Origin of the sequence: Ferrimonas sp. YFM (assembly GCF_030296015.1) — a bacterium.
Lineage (GTDB): Bacteria > Pseudomonadota > Gammaproteobacteria > Enterobacterales > Shewanellaceae > Ferrimonas.
On record NZ_AP027368.1, the window covers coordinates 4,216,473 to 4,235,448 of the forward strand.

Consider the following 18,976-nt stretch of genomic DNA (forward strand, 5'->3'; position numbering starts at 1 on the left):
GGTTCCTTGTGCTGCCCTACAGGGGCAACCGAATATGATTGAGGCAAGGCATCGCCTGCCTCACCTCCTGAATACGTTCTCTGTCGAAGGGGGCATCAATCATCCCCTCCTGTTCACCGGCGTCGGCCAGCTGCTCACCCCAGGGGTCGAGGATCATCGAATGACCCCAGGTCTGCCGGCCGTTGGCATGCACGCCCACCTGACCGGCGGCCACCAGATACACCTGGTTTTCGATGGCGCGGGCCTTGAGCAGCGCCTCCCAGTGAGCCTCTCCGGTGACACGGGTGAAGGCGCTGGGCAACACCAGGATCTGTGCGCCCCGGGCGGTCATCTCCCGAAACAGTTCGGGAAAACGCAGATCGTAACACACCGCCAGACCCACTCGTCCCAGGGATGTTTCTATCACCTCAATCTGCTGGCCAGGATGGGTGGTGTCACTCTCCCGATAGTGGCCGGTATTGTCTCCAACGGTCACATCAAACAGATGAAGCTTGTCGTACCGCCCCACACGCCGCCCCCGGGAATCAAACACCAGGGACGAGGCGTAGGCCCGGCCATCCTCCGCCAGGATGGGCAGAGTGCCGGCCACCAGGGTGCACCCGGCCAGTTGGGCCAGCTCCGCCATCTGGGCCTGCATGGGCCCCTCGTCCAGGGGCTCCGCCAGTGCCTGCCATTGTCCCTTGGGACCATCGAAAGCCAGCACGCATTCGGGCAACACCACCAGCTTGTCGCCGGGTTGTGCCGCCAGTGGGGCGAGCTGCCGGCGCAACCGCGCCAGATTCTCTTCGGGGTCTGCTGTGGAGCAGCACTGCAGGGCGTACAGCCGCATAAACTCTCCTACTGACCTACCGTACGACTCTCACCTTCGGGTAAGGGCTCCGGCAGGGCTTCCATGTAATCGGGGGCCTGAGTGTTGGGCCTGACCTGAGACTGAGGCTCAGGCTGTGGTTCCTCTTCGATGATGCGGATCTCCCGCTTGTCCCGTTCCAGTTCCTCCAGAACCGGATCATCGAAGGTACCTGTAAGTTTATAGTTTAGCTGGGTAATCACCTCAATCACCGGTTCCAGAATCTTGGACACGGCGAAGGCGCCGACCCCGACGGTCAGGGAGGCACCGGACATCAGCGCCACCGCGGGGACACTGGCGGTCAGGGCGGGCGAGAAGGTGATGCGATAATTCAGCTCCCGGTTCACCAGGTTGGAGCTGCCGCGAATCTTCATGACCCCCGCATCCCCGTCCAGCTCGGTGTTGCGGGTGCTGGCCAGCCCATCATTGAACTGGATGGAACCGTCAAAACTGGTGTAATAGAAGCCTTTGCCGAAGACGTCGGTAAAGTCCAGCGACAGCTTTCTCAGCAGGGAATCCAGGCTGAACATGGAGAGAATCCGGGCGCCCTTGTCGGACACCTGGGACAGATGGCCCTTGCCGAAGGCAAACTCAAGGTCACCGTCCAGACTTGGCATATCCATGGCCCAGGGCGCATCCTGCCAGCTCACGTCGAACCTGGCATCCAGGGTGGACTCCTCCACCCCCAGAGGCTGACCGATGACCGAGCTCATCTTGCCGAAGTCCTCGCTCTCCAGAGAGCCGGAGAGATCGAAGCGGGTCAGCTCCCCCTCAGGCTGCCAGAACCCCTGGGCCTGCAACTGATATTCGGGGCGCGACAGCTGTAGTTGCTGAACCCGGTAACCGCCGGTTTCATGGGCGGTGGTCAGGGTCAGTTCACCCAGGTCCAGATCGCGGATGTGGAAACTGCCTACTTTGGCCTGCACCGCCGGCATCTGCGCGATCAGGGCAGCCGCTTCCGGCTCACTGGGGCCCTCTTTGCTGTCCCACTCCATCTGCAATCGGTCGGCGTCGATGCTCAGGCCATCCTGCTGCCAGTCCCGGCCGAACAGCACCTCGCCGCGCATCTGATCCGCTTCTGCCCTGAAACGCCAGCCCTGCTCCTCGGGCCAACCCTCCAGCAGGGTCTGGTCGAAGTGCAAACCAAAGATATCTAAGCGGGACAGGGAGCCACTCACCCGGGTCAGTGGCGGCACCACCCCCTGGGAACCGTCTCCTGTGGTGGTGACGAATCCGGTGATCAGAGGCAACCAGTCCTGCAGTTTCACCTGGGACATGGCCAGGTCGATGGACCCGGAGCCCACCCCAATCAGGCTGGGGCGCTTGCCGATGGCCAACTGGTATCTGGGCCAGTGGAACCCCATGCTGTCGACTTCAAACTCGGCCAGATACCCGACGCGCACACCCTGAGTCGCCATCAGCCGGGCCCCGGCCTGGTCACCATTCACCTCGAGCACGGTGCGAATCGGGGTAGAGGCACTCTTGCCCACAGGGGCCGGCAGGTCCACCTCCAGCCCTTCCAGACTGGTCTCCACCTTGGCCTGATAGGCATAGGCCCCATCCTGGCGGAAGTTCATCTCCAGCTTGCCCTGCCACTGGGCCTGCCCCTCGATATGGTCAAACAGGGGGAAGCTCTGCCCTTCGGGAATGTTGTCTGTGTGCCAGCGGCCGCTAAGGTCCACCTGGGCGCGATAGACGTCGCCATCGTTGCCCGTGTCCACCTTGAGGGTCAGTGGCTGATTGAAGATCTGCGCCTGCAAGCCTTCTGAGCGGACCTTGTCGGAGTCGAAGCTCAGCTCACCCCGGACCGAGGAGAGCTCAGTCGAGAGTGCTTGGATATGGATGGGGTTGTCCCACAGGGCCACCCGCCCAAGAATGCTGGGGGATTGATCTGAAACGGCACTGCCCAGGGGGAAGGTGAGATCCAGGCTGGTGGCCACATCACCGCCGATCTGCAGCTGTTTCAGGGTGGCACCCACGCTGCTGGACAGAGAGGACTTGGCCATCAGTTCACTGGCCGCAGTGGCATCGGTGCGCACCGCAGCGGCCACGGTCAGAGTGGCACTGCGATTCAGGGTGGGAATGAACACATGGGCATTTTCCACCGGTACCTGATCCAGCAGTCCCTGGCGCAGCCAGATGTCCATGCGCATGTTCTCAAACATGGCATCAAGAGTGATGTCGGTGACCGCCGGCCAGGACTCGAGGAACTGGAACTGTCCCTGCTCCATGGTAAAGCCCGCCTGGAACACCCCTTCACCATGGGCATAAGGGTAGTCGGCAAAGTCGCCATGCCAGAGCACCTGGGCATTATCGGTATGCCCACCCTGGATCGCCGCAGCCAGGTAGTCTGACAGACCCTCGCCCATCGCTTTGCGGGGGAACAGCTTGTCCGCTTCCTCCATCTGTTTCAGTCCGGCGTTTCCGTAGAGCTGCAGCCGCACCGGCTGCTCCTTGGGCAACAGCAGAGCCGCCTCAAGATCCGCCTCCAGGATCTCCCCGTCCAGGCGCAGATTGTCCGTGGTGATGACCCAACCATCCTGCTGATGAATGAACAGATCGCCACTGAGCTCGGAGAACTTGACCGTATGGCTGAACTGCCAGGGCCAGTACAGGGCGGCCTTCTGGCTGGGCAGGTGCAGGTGCCCCAGGGCGCCGGTCCAGGTCAGGCGGCCATTGATGCCGGCGACGCCGGGCACCTTGCCGCTCATGTCCCACCCCAGGTCTTTCAGGTCGGCAGCCAGGGCCCACTGCCCATCCCGCCGCTGGGCGCGGATCTGTTGAATCTCACCCCGGCCATTGGCCGCCAGCATGTCGGACAGGGAGCGGTTCTTGATGCCCGGAATCACCCCCAGCAGGGGCTTGAGCTTATCCAGCTGCAGCCCACTGAACCACAGGCTGAGATCCCCCTGGCCGTGGCGCAGGGCAAAATGGGTAGGTTGCCAGGGCTCGCCGTTACTCTGAAACTGCAGGTCCTGGCTGGCCAGCAGGCCACCGGCTTCCGTCGGAGACCACACCAGGCGGCCGCCGCTGATGGCCATGCGCTGGGGTTCGGGCTGCTGCCAGCTGAAGTCACTCTCGCCAAACTCCACCTGGCCACTGCGCAGGCCATGTTCATCGAAGGTCACCCAGGATTCCATGTTCAGAACCCCGGAGAACTGGCGGCTGTCACTGCCCATCTGCCGTGCCAGCCAGTCACCGATATCCAGTTGCGCCGCCTGCACATAGCCGCGACCGAACAACTCATCCTGATCGCTGCGCAGTTCCAGCGCCAGCCTCATGGTTTCGTCCTGATTGCTGTCGCTGTCCAGGTAGAGGCGGCCCTCGCCCAGGTGACGGTTGCCCTGGTTACGCCATTGCAGATTGGCAAAATGGATGGGTTCCCCCTCCTGTTCAGACAGGGGGAGATAGAGTCGGGCGTCTTCCAGGTTCAACTGGCGCAGGCCGTGGAGGAAGGTGCGCTTGAAGGCGTCGATGGCGCCGCCAGAGCCGGTTCCGCTGCCGGTGCTAAGCTGCCCCATCAGGCGCACCTCCACGCCGGAGAAACTGACCTGGTCAAAACGCAGGTCCAGATCGGCCAGCGACGCCCAGAAGTCCAACTGGGCCACCGCCTCCTCGACCCTCACATCCAGGTCGAGATCTTCCTGGGCGGGCAGACGGAAGTTCTGAATCACCAGCTGCGGCCCCTTGGGCTTCCAGCTGGCCCCAAGGCGGCCAAACTCCAGCTCAAGGCCACTCTGGGCACTCAGTTGGGCGGTCACTTCTTCCCGGATGGAATCCAGCTCAGGCAGCAGGGTACGCACCGCCGCCACCAACAGCGCAAACAGCACTATCAGGGTTGCAGCGGTGTACCAACAGAAGCTCAGCAGTCGCCGGAATCCGGGGCCCAGGGTCACATCATCACCACGTCGAACTTATCCTGGGCATAGAGGGGTTCGGGTTGAAGACGGATGCGCTTGCCAATGAACACTTCAAGCTCAGCCAGGCTGTGAGCCTCATCCCCAATCAAGGCATCGTGCACCGCGGGGGAAACGTAAACGGAAAACTCGTCGGCGTCGTACTGGCGATCCACCCGGATGATCTCCCGGAACATCTCGTAACAGACGGTCTCCACCGTCTTCAGGGTGCCGGTGCCCTTGCACACCGGACACTCACCGCAGAGCACGTGCTCCAGGCTTTCCCGGGTACGTTTGCGGGTCACCTCCACCAGCCCAAGGCGGGAGAAGCCGCTGACACTGGTCTTCACCCTGTCCACCGCCAGGGCGGCCTCCAGGGTGCTCAGGACCCGGTTGCGGTGCTCGTCCGAGGTCATGTCGATGAAATCGATGATGATGATCCCACCCAGGTTGCGAAGGCGCAGCTGGTGGGCAATGGCCCGGGTCGCTTCCAGGTTGGTGTTGAAGATGGTCTCTTCCAGGTTACGGTGACCCACGAAGGCGCCGGTGTTGATGTCGATGGTGGTCATCGCCTCGGTCTGATCGATGATCAGGTAACCGCCGTTCTTCAGCTCCACCTTGCGCTCCAGGGCCCGCTGGATCTCGTTCTCCACGTCGTAGAGATCGAACAGGGGCGATGGGCCGGTGAAGTGCTCCAGAACCGGTGCCACGTCGGGTACAAACTCCTGGGCGAACTCGCTGAGCTCCTTGATGGCGGTACGGGAGTCCACCTGCACCCGCTCGATGTTGCAGATCGCCAGGTCCCGCAGCAGGCGTCTGGGCAGAGTCAGATCCTCATACAGGGGGATCACCTTGCCGCCGGGTCGCTGCTGACGCTCGCTGACTTTGCGCCACACCCGACGCAGGAAGGCGGCATCATGGGCCAGCTCCTTCTCACAGGCCCCCTCGGCGGCGGTACGGATGATGAAGCCGCCATCGGTGTCCACAAACTGGGCCACCAGTTTCTTCAGGCGCTCCCGCTCCTCCTCGGATTCGATGCGCTGAGACACCCCCACATGGGCGGCGCCGGGCATAAACACCAGGTAGCGGGAAGGCAGGGTGATGTCGGTGGTCAGCCGGGCGCCTTTGGTGCCCAGAGGGTCCTTGGTCACCTGGACGGTGATGTCCTGGCCGGGACGCACCAGGGAGGCAATGTCCTGAGCCTGAAACTGCTTCTGCTCAGGCTCCGCCACACATTCGGTGTGAGGGATGATGTCTGACGCATGGAGAAAAGCCGCTTTCTCATGGCCGATGTCCACGAAGGCCGCCTGCATGCCAGGCAACACCCGGGTCACCTTGCCACGGTAGATGTTACCGACGATCCCCAGTCGGCCACGCCGTTCGACGTGCACCTCCTGAAGTTGGCCACGTTCCAGTAGCGCCACCCGGTTCTCGGTGGGGGTGACGTTGATCAGTAGTTCGGTACCGATGACTGATGAGGGATGCACCTGACCTCCAAGCTGTTAAAAACGGGATAAGAGTTCTCGGGTCTCTACCAAGGGTAGGCCCACCACGGCAGAGTAGCTGCCGTTTATCGCCTTCACATAGGCGCCGCCCAATCCCTGGATGCCATAGCTGCCGGCCTTGTCCATGGGCTCGCCACTGGCCACATATTCCTGAATCTGTTGCGGGGACATGGCGCTGAAGCTGACCTGGGTGGTCACCAGAGCCTGCTCCAGCCGCTCCCCCTGAACCAGGGCCACGGCGGTCATCACTTGATGGTCGCGCCCCTGCAGGGCGGCCAGGGTCTCCATGGCGTCGGCTTCATCCGCAGGCTTACCCAGGATCCGGCCGTCGAGCACCACCACGGTGTCCGATCCCAGCACGGGACGGCTGCGGTCGGTCAGGGCTTCACCCGCGCGGGCTTTTTCCCTGGCCAGGCGAGCCACATAATCAGTTGGACTCTCACCGACTCCCGGGGTTTCATCGATCTCTGGGCTGACACACTCAAATTGACAGCCCAGCTGTCCCAGCAGCTCCCTCCGGCGAGGGGAGGAGGAGGCCAGGAAGCAGTTTGGCAGGGTCATGACTATTTAACCTTGTAGTGACGGCGGGTACGCCTGAGCAACCAGAAAACCCAGGGCCACAGCAGGGGGGTTATCACCACCGGCTTCAGGTATTCCCAGGAGAGCTGGACACCGCTATGCAGATATTCTGCCCAGAATACCAGAAGATGGCTGAGCAGGCTCAGCATGGCAATGACGCTCATCTGCTGAACCCAGGCAAAGTGACGCAGCTTCTGGTACTGCAGCACCACCAGGTAGATCACCACGGACAGCGCCAGTGAGCGCACCCCCAGGGTGGCCCCCAGCAGCACATCCAGCAACAGGCCGACCACAAAGGCGGTCAGAATACCGGCCCGGTGAGGCAGGGCCAGGGTCCAGTAGGCCAGCACCAGCATCACCCAGTCCGGGCGCCAGTCTGCCACCAGTTGAGGCAGGGGCATGATCTGCAGGAACAGGGCAATCAGGATGCTGATCCAGATGATGCCGTAACGCTGTGGCTTATCCATCTGAGTTCTCCTGAGAGGCATTGCCCTGTACTTCGTTCTGCCACAGCAGCAGCAGATAACGGATTCGATCCAGGTGGGCCACGGGTTCGGCACTGATCTGGGCCCAGGTCATCCCCTCGTCCCGCACCACCTGGGTTACGGTGGCCACCGGGTAACCTTCGGGGAAGCGCTGCCCCAATCCTGAGGAGATCAGCAGATCCCCCACGCGAACGTCGGTGCTCATGGGCACATTGGCCAGCTCCAGCTGATTCAGTTTGCCGCTGCCATGGGCCACCGCTCGCACGTCATTGCGAGCTACCCGCACCGGAATGGCGTGGGTAAAGTCGGCGATCAGCAACACCCGGGCGGTGGTCTGAGCCACCTCGGTCACCTGCCCCACCACGCCGGAGTCGTCCAGCACGGGCTGGCCCACATACACCCCTTCGTTCAGCCCCTTGTCGATCAGCACCTGGCTCTTGAAGGGATCACGGTCCACAAACATCACCTCGGCCACCATGCGGCGGGCGTCTTTGCGGGTCGGGGATTGCAGCAGGGCACGCAGGCGGGCGTTCTCCTCCTGCAGGTTGGCCATCTTCAGCAGCTGCTCACTCATCAGCAACTGGCGCTGCTGCAGGCGGTCGTTCTCCTTGAGGAGTTCGGCTCGGGTAGACAGGTTGGTGGAGAGCTCATCCAGCACCAGAGCGGGCACATTCGCCAGGTACTGCAGCGGGCTCACCAGGGTGGCCATGGCGGAGCGCAGGGGCAACAGCCGGTCGTTGGCCAGAATCAGGGCGAGAGAAAGCAATACCGCCATGAACAGGCGGTATTGCGGAGACGCACCTTGGATAAAGAAGGGTTTCATTCAGCGGTAATCCGCCAATTACTCTTCGGCGAAGATGTCACCGCCGTGGACGTCGATCATCTCCAGGGCCTTACCACCGCCCAGGGCAACACAGGTCAGAGGCTCATCGGCAATCACCACGGGGATGCCGGTCTCCTCCTGCAGCAGGTGGTCCAGGTCACGCAGCATGGCGCCACCACCGGTGAGCACCATACCGCGCTCGGAGATGTCGGAAGCCAGTTCTGGTGGGGACTGCTCCAGGGCGGTCATCACGGCGCTGACGATGCCGGACAGAGGCTCCTGCAGGGCTTCCAGAATTTCGTTGCTGTTCAGGGTGAAGCTGCGTGGCACACCCTCGGCCAGGTTGCGGCCGCGCACTTCGATTTCGCGAACCTCATCACCTGGGTAGGCGGAACCGATCTCGTGCTTGATGCGCTCGGCGGTGGCTTCACCAATCAGACTGCCGTAGTTGCGGCGCACGTAGTTGATGATCGCTTCATCAAACTTGTCACCACCCACACGGGCAGAGGCGGAGTACACCACGCCGTTCAGGGAGATGATCGCCACTTCGGTAGTACCACCACCGATGTCCACCACCATGGAACCTGTGGCTTCAGACACCGGCAGGCCAGCACCGATGGCCGCCGCCATGGGCTCGTCAATCAGATAGACTTCGCGGGCACCGGCACCCAGGGCTGATTCGCGGATGGCACGACGCTCAACCTGGGTGGAACCACAGGGAACGCAGATCAGAACCCGGGGGCTTGGGCGGAACAGACCGCTGTCGTGTACCTGTTTGATGAAGTACTGCAGCATCTTCTCACACACCATAAAGTCGGCGATCACACCGTCTTTCATGGGGCGGATTGCCTTGATGTTGCCTGGGGTACGCCCCAGCATACGCTTAGCTGCACTACCAACGGCTGCAACGCTCTTGGCGTTGGGCCCCTCCTGACGGATGGCCACTACGGATGGCTCATTCAGGACGATTCCCTGATCTTTTACGTAGATCAGCGTGTTGGCGGTACCTAAATCGATAGATAGGTCGTTGGAGAAAACTCCACGAAGCTTTTTGAACATGTACCAGCCCTGTATGCGAAACGGTAAGAAATGCGAAAATCAGCTAACTTTACCAACGCCCCGACCAATCCACAACCCGCTTTACTACTGGGGTTAATGGTTATTTCGCAGTGACGAAAAATCGACTTGCTCCAATTTTCCGACACCAGCCTTCAGCCGCGGCTTAAAAAGCGCCTTTTTGTAAGGTTAAGTTTCCCAGAATCCTCAGAACACCTCTCGGCGGTAGATCACTTTATCGTGACCCCGATACCGACCAAGGGTCACCTCGGCGCTGGGGTTCTGCAGCACCGAGGGATGGTCTTTGTCCCAGTACCACTGCAGCCAGGTGGGCGCCATGGAGGACGCCTCCGGGAAGGTGCAGCCAGTCTGACTGGCAAAGGGGTGCTCCAGGTGATACTCCAGGGTCAGCGGCGGATTGGTCACCGCGCCGGCCCCTGCAATAGAGAGTGACCCAAAGATGCCGGACAGGGAGTACGCCTGACCTGAAGTCACCGGCAGCGGATTCAGGGAACCGGTCAGGGTGACCCTGCCCGAAGTGGCAGGAGATCCCGCGTTCAGGGCGCGTCCGTCCCCGTAGAAGCCGGTATCCAGCAAGTTGGTGGCGAACTGCAGACCGTTGAAATACTCCAGGGTCAGGGGCATTCGCACCACCTGATTTTCACTGCCATAGGCACTGGCCAGCACGGCGCGTCCATAGCGCAGCTGCGGGCCCTGGATGTAACCCAGACTGGTACCGCCACTCAAGGTGGTAAAGGCGGCACTTTCACAGCTGCCCCACTGCCCCAGGCACAACTGATCGCCGCTGACGGTGAACGCGGCAGCTGGCAGGTTCAAGGTAGTCTGACTGCCGGAGGCGGTGGTGCCCAGAGGTGCAACCGGTGCGGTTGGCCTGGTAAAGCTTATCCAGCTCTTGTCGACGCTGAAGCGGCGGCTGCCATCCAGATCATTGGCGTCCGACTCGGTCACGGCGATGCCACTGGGCTCCTGCACGCTGACCGATGCATTCTGGGTGGCATAGGCCCTGGAACTCATGGGGTTGGGCAGATTCCAGAATGCCGAATCAAAGTTTTGGGTGACGCTGCCGTCGACGGCATAGCCGGTCACGGTCAACACTGGGGACGAAGTATAGGGCACGGGCTGGCCCAGATAACTAAAGCTGTTGCAGTAGGCGCCCAGAGCCGTACTGGAGGTCTCTGCCCCCAGATAGGCTGGCGTCACCCGGCCAATATTGGCGGCACTGGCATTGCTCTTGGCCAGTTGATGACCCAGGTAGTCGATGTCGTTCTTGGGCACGAAACGGAATACGCCGACCTCATCCAGCACCCTGGCCACGGTACCGCTGCCGTCATTACCAATCACCGCATTGCCGCTGGCATCCGCCGGCAGGTCGGCGCTGTTCTGGCCGCCACTGGGTGCCACCAGCTCAGGCTCGAGATCGATGCCGCTGTGGCGGAAGTTGCGGGTTCTGGGGTTGTTGCCGAAATTCCCGTCATCATTGGAAACCCAGCAGTGGGCGGTCACATTCACGTCCACACTGTTCCCCGCCTTCATCAGGGGATCGCAACTTTCATCACCGGCGGTGCACAGGGCGTCGCCGGCGCTGATGTGCAGCCCCGCCGGCAGCCAGTCCACATCCGCCTCCCCGGTCAGGGTGACCTGGCCAGAGCCAGTTCCCCGAAGCATGGTCGCCGACACCTTGAGCCTGCCCGCTTCATTGTATTGAATCGGCAGTTGATCGATGCCGTCGGTCTCAAAGTTCATCTGACGGGTCAACGCTTCGCCGGTGTTCAGCGAAACACCATCAATCAGCAGGGGCTCAGAAACACTGAGGCCACTGGAGGGGTTGGCATACTGGAACGTAAAGGCCACAGGCTCATCCCCGGCGGTCACCGGCAAACACTGCTGAGGATCCTGAGTGTTGGTCTCCACCACGGACACCTGAAGATTGTCTCCGGTCTTACAGGAGGTCTGATAGTTCTGGCCGGTGCTTAACAGCAAGCCGCTGGGGGTGAAGGTAATCAGGCAATCGCTGTCACCATCGCCACTCAGACACTGACTGGCGTGGGAAGACACCCCTATGGTCACATCGACATTGTTGATGGCGTCGGATTGCCACAGGCGCAGCCGATCATTGTGCTGCACCTGCAGGGTCGAGCCGGTGTCGCCGGTGCGCAGGTTTTGCCAGGTCACCGAACCCGTGGCGGTCAGGGCCAGAGAATAGGTATTGCTGGTGTCGAACGCTGTGCAATTGCTGTTACTGCAGACATCCACCACCACCTCGGCACCGGCACAGCTGATGGCAGTATCAGGGTGGCGCAGTCGCATTGTGGCCGCAGGCTGATCCTGAGGCCCCTCGATGGCCAGGAAACCGAACTGCTCACGATAGTGCTGGCGATCATTATCGAGGGCAATGTCCTCCTCAATAACAACGTTTACCACGTCCTCAGTTAGGGTGCACACCCGGGCCCAGCCACCGTCACCGCCGTGGCGAGTGTTCTTATCCGCAAACAGGTAAGGCACCGAAGGAAAGTTCTGGCTAAACGCTTGATCATTGCTGCTACTGCACTGCTGCTGAAGATTTCGGGTAACAGTATGGCTGCTGGCACTTTTGTCATGGCTAAACAGGTTGTTTCCGGACTCAACCAATCGATAGCTGCCACCAATCAGTACTTCACCTTCCCCCTCAACAGCAAGATAAGCCAAGGTTTCTTGATCAGTACCTGCCCAGTCTCTGTCTGAGAAACGGTTTGATACTTCACTGCCTTCCAGGCTGAAACTGGCGCCGCTTCCAGAGACATTTTGAATATTCACAGTGTAAAACGGGGCTAGAACACCGTACCACCAACTGTCATGAGCATTGTGCGTCTGAAGCTCACCAAGAACAGCCACAGAGCTTCCAAACCCATAGCTAAAGCTGATGTTATTCAAACCTTTACTGCAGCCGTCCCAACCGGAGGATTCCTTTCCTTGATAAGTACATGTTCTGTAAGAATCCGCTTCTATGGTCACCCTTACTTGACCACTTCTGTCAGCAAGGTGGTGCAACCCTGGTTCAATAACAAGATAATCCACTGTATTGATGCTTGACTGGGAAGAGCCAGGTGGCAACCAGGTAGAAATATTTGCACCATTAATATCAATGCCGTCAACCACTGCAGACTCTGGTTGCTGGTTGTTAATATTGGTCTTGCTGATGGGGGGCATCACAAACAGCAAAGGGGTTTCAGAACCTGTATAGCCGTCAAAGCTAACATAGGCCGCACCAGAGCTGACATCCGCCCGGCCAAAACGGATGTACTTAGTGGTTGGCTCTGGGCCGGAAGAGCAGGAGTATCCCCCTTGCACCAGCGCCCCGGATTTGATGATGATCTCGTTGCCAGCAGTCAGGCTCCCCCTTAGGGTGGCATTTTCCTTTATCTCTGCTTTTTTCTTAACGTATACAAAGGCAGCCAGCTGAGATTGGGACTTCATTTCCAGATCGTCGTAGACCCAAAGGTCCAAACGTCCAGGCACATAGTTTCCAGATACCTGACTGATATTTATAGACGAAGACTCTTCCATCTTAAGGTCCTTCACATAAAGAACCGTATCGTCACTAAGAGAGATCTGAGCTAGATACTTCAGCTTAAGCTCATCAATCCAATAAGTTCCACTGCCAAAGTTAGCTGTAGTGCGCTCCTCCATCTTCAGCTCTTTGATTCGATACTCTTGCCCGGCAACAAAGTTCAATGAGCTGCCATACTTCAGTTTTATCTCTTTAAAATTGAAGCCATCAGACGAGGTAAGTGTTCGAGAAGCATTGTTGTTCAGCTCAATTTCCTCGTTACCACTGGCATTTTTGAAGCTAGGGAAGGACACAGAATCAGCCCGATCTCCCGAGGCAACACAGGAGCCACCGTCACAACGGAACTGCGATTTTAGGTCAAATTTATTGTCGTTGGAGAAGCCCAGGTTGCCACTGGTGGTCCCGGTAATATTGCCGTTTTCCTCACCTTTAAGCTTGGTACTCGACTTGTAACCATTCACCGGAGTCGGGAAACGTTCGTCACACTGCTCAATGGCCAGCGCCTGCCAGCTAATTAGGAGTAACAGTGAAGTGAAGATTCTCAGCATCGTCTTCTCCTGACCCTAATCAAACGCCTGGGACTCGAAGGCGCGGCTAACCGCCAGACCTCCGGTTCCGCAACTGGCGTTGGAGCTGATGATAAAGCGATTACGCACATCGCCACCCAAAGAGAAAGCCGTGTGATCGCAACTGACCTGAACCCGACAACTACCCAAACCGGCGCCAGTCGGCAAGCCGGCGCCGCCACTCAAAGTGGTGCTGGCCGCAGTACAGGCGGTATTGGCTGCCACCGCGCCCCGATTAAGAACCTGTGCCAGCCCCCAATCCAGGCCGGCCTGGCCGGCGGACCAGGTGCGAGCGCCGTTGACCTCAAGCACCATCTGGTCATCCTGGCTGTCCAGCATCTGCACCAGAGTCACCCCCAGCACCAACATCACCACCACGATAAACAGGGCGATGATCAGGGTAGAGCCACGCTGTTTGTCAGGGGACATTTTCAACCTGGACCTCCTGAGCAAAGCGTTGGGTCTGACCCGCCTCGGTCAGCCAGAACTGCAGCTTGACCACATTGTTTCTGGCAAGACTGGGGGGCAATAGAGTGAAGGGGCACTGTTCATTGTCTCTGTCCGACAGATCGCAACCACCCAGGTTGTTGCTGAACCCCTCCCCCATCAAGCTGGTGCTCCCATTCGATGAACGGCTGAGATTGCCTGTGTTACTCAGGCAGTAGCTGACACTGTTTCCCGCCACGAAGAAGCGCTTACCCACGGAGAAATCCCCCTGAGTCAGGTCCTGATCCAGAGTCAGGGTACAGATGCCATTGCTGCAACTCGATGCGTTCACTTGTGGCAAAGTCGCTGGCACTGAGTACCCATCAAGAATCGCCAGCCCTTGTCCCATGTTGCAGGCATTGCAGTTCGCCGTCGTGCAGCAAGGCATGGCAAAAATGGAGATCTGCCGTGCATTATTGTGCACCGGCGCCTCAATGAAGTGACCGCTATCGATAATGGGACGGAAGTTCACACACTGACTGGTGCCATTGGCACCGACAGAGACACTGCCTGGCAGAGCATCCCTCAGCTCTCTCGACAGGCGCTGCAGGCCAAAACGATACTGGCTGATGGACTCTGACCATGCCTGACTGTCCGCATAGATGCGGGTGGCGTAGGTGACAAAGCTGGAGACACCGATGGAGACAATGCTCAGCAACATGATAGTTATCACCAGCTCCATCAGGGTAAAACCGCGCGCTCGCATCAGAAGTTCCCCCTCACCATCTGGAAGGGGTAGCGGCTGCCGTCCGGCGCCACGGCGGTAATGGTGATCACCTTGGCACCGCCGGACCAGTTGGTACTGCCGACCGCTGCGGTGTTGCAGCTGATATCCACCTCCAGTTGGAAGCGCTCATAGGCACTGTTCCCCAGCAGGTCATCGGCATTGCCACGATAGCCGTTGTAGTCCTCTAAAAAGGCCCAGGCCGTCGGGTCGTTGCCGGCCGTCACCTTGGTGCAATTCAGGTTGGTGACCCGACCGCCACCATTGGGCGTATTGCGATCAAACTGCCTTCCCATCAGCTCGCCCATCACCGCCTGCCCAAGCTGGGCAGCGCGAACCTGATAGAGACTCTGAGCCGCCCGCTCCGCCTGGGGGAACACCAAAGTGGCCAGCATCACCAGAGCGATGCCCATCACCACCATGCCCACCACCATCTCCAGCAGGGTAAAACCGCGGTTGTTAGCAGCCATGGATGTACCCCTCAGATTCGATGCACACCGCGAGGGTTTCACTGCCGGTGAGGGTCAAACGGCAGATGCCGCCGGTGAGAGTACAGCCTGTGATTCGCCCCAGATCATCCATCCCCAGGGTGAAGGTGGTATTGCCTGCCATATTCAGGCCGACGCCATCATTAAGGCAGACACCGTTGGTGATGGTATCCCCTGAGTCACACTGCTCCTGGCGGCTTTGCCGAGCCGGTGAACCACAGGTGGCGGACAGCCAGAAACCGCGAGGCGCGACGCTCAGTTGGCAATTTTGCCCAGCCAGGGAGAGTTGTTGCAGATAGGAGAGTTCAGAAAGGAGTTGGTCCTGGGCGGCGCGGACCGCGAATTGGTCCGCCCCCAGAAACCGGGTCATGGCGGCGACAGAGAGTATGGTGACCAAAAGAATGATGGTCACCAGCTCTACCAGAGTAAAACCTCGATTCTGCCGCCCCATAGGCCAATCCTAAATTGGATTAACAGCCAGTACCGTCGACAACGTAACTTACTACACCGGCGGTATTGGTGTAAGTCAGCTTACAGGTGCCATTGGAAGCGAAACCGTTAGGCACAATAGTTGCGGTATTGGTGCCTTCGAAGATGCCCCATTCTGCAGTAGCAACAGTGTCAGCCGCAGCCAGTTTGGCACTGCCGAAGTCAGCATCTACCGCTTCGTCCAGAGCAGCAAAGGTAGGTGCAACGTAACCATTCACGATGGCCACACCAGCTACGCTGTCGCTTGATTCATTCTCTTTGCCTTCGATGGCTGCCTTGGCGTAGACCAGGGAGTTGGCCCCCTGTACCGAGGCTTTCATGCCATCCAGAGTGGCCTTGCGGGCATCATTCTGCAGGTTGATGAACTTAGGAGCGGCAGTAACGGCCAGGATACCCAGCACGATAATCACTACCACCAACTCAATCAGGGTAAAACCGGACTGTCGCTTCATAACAAGAATCCCAAAAGGTCAAAAGTCGCCACTCGTGGCGATTAAACCGGGAAGCGCAAAGCGCTTCCCAAAAATTACGACTGATTAACAGCCATTATCTTCGATGGTGTACTGAGCTACCGCACTGCTGGTCGCAGGAACATACTCCAACTGACAAGCTTTGGACTTATCAGCGCCAGTCACCACACTAACGCCTTCAGGAGTGATATACACAGTTCCGGAAGTAGTACTATCATCCACGCCCCATTCTGCATCAGTAAGATCAGCAGCGGCTTGAATTTGATCCTTGTCGGCAGCAAGAGAGCCAAAAACTGGGGTCACAGCAGTAGAGCTTCCCTCTACACTAATGTCATCGCAGCCTGCAGGTTTGGAAGCCAAAGTACAGTTCAGTGACAAATCGTTATTGATGGCTGCTTTGGAATAAACCAGAGCATTGGCACTTTGCAAAGCACCCTTGGCACCTTGCAAGGTCGCAGCGCGAGCATCAGTCTGCAGGTCAATAAACTTAGGTGCGGCAGTCACTGCCAGGATGCCCAGAACGATGATCACCACCACCAGTTCAATCAGGGTAAAACCACGTTGTGCTTTCATAATCTTAATTCCGTACTAGTTACAACAAGTCTTAGTTGGAGAAGGTCACAACCTGGCCAGTACCAGGGTTGTATTTGAAGCCTTTTCCTTGGCCGCCATCGAAGCTGGCTGGCATGTTACTGGTGTCCAGAGTCGCCAGCTGGACGTAGTAGCACTCATCCAGGCCGGTAATATCAGTTCCACCGGGAATCACCAAGCTGCCACCAGTGCCGCCGCTCACATCTACTGCGTAACGGGCATCTGCCAAATCAGCCGCGTTTGCGCTACGCAGTACTGCTGGCGGTGGGCTTTGTAGAATTTCGTTAAAGACGTTCAGGCAGCGCGTTGCGTTCATGCTTGTAGGCGCCTGACCCTGCTGGCCCGACGGGTAGCCGTAGTCATTTACATTCACGTACTGACCATCGAGGACCACATTTCCGTCATCCGGACGACCTTCCACTTCCCACTGAGCACGGGTAATGCCCACGGCAGAAGCAAAGCCACCTGCTACGCCCTCAGAGGCCGCGTCTTCGGCCTGATCGGTAATATCAATAAAGTGGGGAAGCGCTACAGCGGCCAGCAGGCCCAGCACTACAACCACGATAACCAACTCAACCAGAGAGAAACCGGTTTGTCTTTTCATGTTTCGCTTCCTTTTGTCGCTCAAAAAAGAAAAAGTGTGATCCCAAACAAATTGTACCCTTAGGGTACCTAAAACAAAATCTTATATGCCAAAAGTGACGATTATTCGTCGTCCGACAACAAAATGACGCTTCCTGTGGCGGAATCATACCGTAGAAACGGCTGTGAGTGAAAACTGACCCAGCAACTCTTGCCATCTTTACGAAGAGTTACATTGCTGTTGGACAACTCCCTCCCCATCATCATAGACCACCAATTAGCACAGTTACTTACAGGATCGGGCCAACCTCGATCATTTACCTGCATTTTTGTCTGAATCGGGCCCGACCCTGCGTCAGAGGTCGGAGCAGTCCAAAAAATCTCTTTCGGTCTGCCCTGTTGCATCCAGCTAACCCGCGCCAGGTTGACACTGGTCACAAGTCTCCCCTGCAGGATATAGGCCAAATTTCTGTCAATCTCGGGCTGCTTATTGTTCCAGCCACGCAGCAGCAAAAACATCACCGCCAACACCACCACCAGGGTGAGCAACTGGGAAAAATCGCGTTTTAAGCGCAACTCCACCCTCTGATGCAGATTCATCACTATCCGCCCTTGTAGGCACTGAACATGTCCCACATAGGCAGATACACACCCAGGGCCAGCACCATCACCATGGCCGCCACAATGATCAGCAGGATCGGCTCAATCTTGGCGGTCAGTGTCTTGAGGTCGTAATCCACCTCCCGCTCATAGTACTCGGCAGCATCATCCAGCAGTTCGTCGATGCGTCCGGTTTCCTCGCCCACCGACAACATCTGCAGCACCAGAGGAGTGAACAGCTGCGACTGGGCCGCAGTACGGGTGATGGATTCGCCCCCCTCAATGCCACGGCGCATCTCAACAATGCGGTCGTGCATATAGCGATTGTCCACCGCATCGGCCACCAGAGAGAGGGACTGGTTCACGGGCACGCCGCCTCGCAGCATCATCGACAGGCTTCGGGCAAACCGGGCCAGAGTCGCCCTGTCGAGGATGGTGCCGATAATGGGCATGCGCAGCTTGAATCGGTCGAAGGTCCAGCGCCCCTTGTCCGTATTCAACCAAACACGCCAGCCGAAGATGGTGCCCACCAGCCCGACAATCAACAGCGGCCAATAGTTGAGGAAAAAGTCTGAAGTGCCAATCAGGATACGGGTGGGCAGAGGCAACTCGGCGCCAAACTTGGCAAACATCTTGGCAAACTCAGGGATCACCAAAACGTTAATCACCACCAGGGCGATGGCGATAAACGCCAGCACCAGGATAGGGTAACGCAGTGCAGTATTGATGCGGCGCTTGGTGTCCTGCTCCATCTCAAGGTGAACGGACAGACGCTCAAACGCCTGGTCCAACTGACCGGTGTTTTCGCCCACGTGCACCATGGCCACATACAGCTCGTTGAATACGTGGGGGTGCTGATTCAGGGCCGACGAGAGGGCATAGCCCGACGTCAGTTGACTGGCCACCTCTTTAAGAGCCTCAGACAACACCTTGCAGTGGGTGGACTCCGCCAGACCGTTAATAGCACGCAGCAAAGGGATGCCTGAGCGAGTCAGAGACAGCATCTGGCGGGTAAACATCTGCAAGTCTGCCATCTTCACCTTGCGGCGGAACAGCACCTTGAGATCGATGCTCTGAGACTCCCGCTTCAGCTCGATGCGCAGCGGCACTATGGCGCGGCGCATCAGTTGATCGGCGGCGGCACTCTCATTGGCCGCTTCCAGCACCCCTTCCACCTGGGTACCACTGCCATCCCGCCCCTGATATCGGTAGTGCGCCATA

Annotated in this window: 17 protein-coding genes; all 17 read right to left on the bottom strand. The window is 58.7% G+C overall.

The genetic code is table 11. The features are described 5' to 3' along the window. Positions 1-16 precede the first annotated feature (16 nt). Complete coding sequence (locus QUE41_RS19520) at positions 17-829, bottom strand: carbon-nitrogen hydrolase family protein (RefSeq protein WP_286340623.1); 813 nt, start codon at positions 827-829, stop codon at positions 17-19. An 8-nt stretch (positions 830-837) separates the two neighbouring features. After that, the gene (locus QUE41_RS19525) at positions 838-4,743 is read right to left on the bottom strand and encodes a YhdP family protein (protein WP_286340624.1); all 3,906 of its coding nucleotides are present in this window, start codon (positions 4,741-4,743) and stop codon (positions 838-840) included. Beyond that, entirely contained in the window at positions 4,740-6,212 is a 1,473-nt protein-coding gene (gene rng / locus QUE41_RS19530; protein ID WP_286342983.1) for a ribonuclease G, read from the bottom strand. Before rng ends, QUE41_RS19525 begins: the two co-directional genes overlap by 4 nt. A 33-nt stretch (positions 6,213-6,245) precedes the next feature. Continuing rightward, the gene (locus tag QUE41_RS19535) at positions 6,246-6,809 is read right to left on the bottom strand and encodes a Maf family protein (protein ID WP_286340625.1); all 564 of its coding nucleotides are present in this window, start codon (positions 6,807-6,809) and stop codon (positions 6,246-6,248) included. 2 nt (positions 6,810-6,811) lie between these two features. Further along, entirely contained in the window at positions 6,812-7,294 is a 483-nt protein-coding gene (mreD, locus tag QUE41_RS19540; RefSeq protein WP_286340626.1) for a rod shape-determining protein MreD, read from the bottom strand. Then, on the bottom strand, positions 7,287-8,135 hold the full coding sequence (gene mreC, locus QUE41_RS19545) for a rod shape-determining protein MreC (RefSeq protein WP_286340627.1): 849 nt from the start codon (positions 8,133-8,135) through the stop codon (positions 7,287-7,289). The genes mreD and mreC overlap by 8 nt, the downstream gene beginning before the upstream one ends. A gap of 18 nt (positions 8,136-8,153) precedes the next feature. Then, positions 8,154-9,194: a rod shape-determining protein gene (locus QUE41_RS19550; protein WP_286340628.1), complete on the bottom strand. Its 1,041-nt coding sequence runs from the start codon at positions 9,192-9,194 to the stop codon at positions 8,154-8,156. A 204-nt stretch (positions 9,195-9,398) separates the two neighbouring features. Beyond that, a complete protein-coding gene (locus QUE41_RS19555) occupies positions 9,399-11,714 on the bottom strand; it encodes a DUF6701 domain-containing protein (protein WP_286340629.1) in 2,316 nt (771 codons plus the stop codon). 1,608 nt (positions 11,715-13,322) lie between these two features. Further along, positions 13,323-13,754 (bottom strand): hypothetical protein, encoded by a 432-nt coding sequence (locus tag QUE41_RS19560; RefSeq protein ID WP_286340630.1) that lies wholly within the window; start codon positions 13,752-13,754, stop codon positions 13,323-13,325. Then, positions 13,744-14,517: a PulJ/GspJ family protein gene (locus QUE41_RS19565; RefSeq protein WP_286340631.1), complete on the bottom strand. Its 774-nt coding sequence runs from the start codon at positions 14,515-14,517 to the stop codon at positions 13,744-13,746. Before QUE41_RS19565 ends, QUE41_RS19560 begins: the two co-directional genes overlap by 11 nt. Continuing rightward, complete coding sequence (locus tag QUE41_RS19570) at positions 14,517-15,005, bottom strand: type II secretion system protein (protein WP_286340632.1); 489 nt, start codon at positions 15,003-15,005, stop codon at positions 14,517-14,519. Before QUE41_RS19570 ends, QUE41_RS19565 begins: the two co-directional genes overlap by 1 nt. Beyond that, positions 14,995-15,474, bottom strand: a complete 480-nt coding sequence (locus QUE41_RS19575) for a pilus assembly FimT family protein (protein WP_286340633.1) — start codon at positions 15,472-15,474, stop codon at positions 14,995-14,997. The genes QUE41_RS19570 and QUE41_RS19575 overlap by 11 nt, the downstream gene beginning before the upstream one ends. Before the next feature lie 19 nt (positions 15,475-15,493). Beyond that, the gene (locus QUE41_RS19580; RefSeq protein WP_286340634.1) at positions 15,494-15,964 is read right to left on the bottom strand and encodes a prepilin-type N-terminal cleavage/methylation domain-containing protein; all 471 of its coding nucleotides are present in this window, start codon (positions 15,962-15,964) and stop codon (positions 15,494-15,496) included. An 84-nt stretch (positions 15,965-16,048) separates the two neighbouring features. Beyond that, the gene (locus QUE41_RS19585) at positions 16,049-16,555 is read right to left on the bottom strand and encodes a prepilin-type N-terminal cleavage/methylation domain-containing protein (RefSeq protein ID WP_286340635.1); all 507 of its coding nucleotides are present in this window, start codon (positions 16,553-16,555) and stop codon (positions 16,049-16,051) included. 31 nt (positions 16,556-16,586) lie between these two features. Continuing rightward, on the bottom strand, positions 16,587-17,177 hold the full coding sequence (locus QUE41_RS19590; protein WP_286340636.1) for a prepilin-type N-terminal cleavage/methylation domain-containing protein: 591 nt from the start codon (positions 17,175-17,177) through the stop codon (positions 16,587-16,589). A gap of 101 nt (positions 17,178-17,278) precedes the next feature. After that, the gene (locus QUE41_RS19595; RefSeq protein WP_286340637.1) at positions 17,279-17,755 is read right to left on the bottom strand and encodes a hypothetical protein; all 477 of its coding nucleotides are present in this window, start codon (positions 17,753-17,755) and stop codon (positions 17,279-17,281) included. Between the two features lie 2 nt (positions 17,756-17,757). Next, on the bottom strand, positions 17,758-18,975 hold the full coding sequence (locus tag QUE41_RS19600) for a type II secretion system F family protein (protein WP_286340638.1): 1,218 nt from the start codon (positions 18,973-18,975) through the stop codon (positions 17,758-17,760). Between the last annotated feature and the right edge of the window lies 1 nt (position 18,976).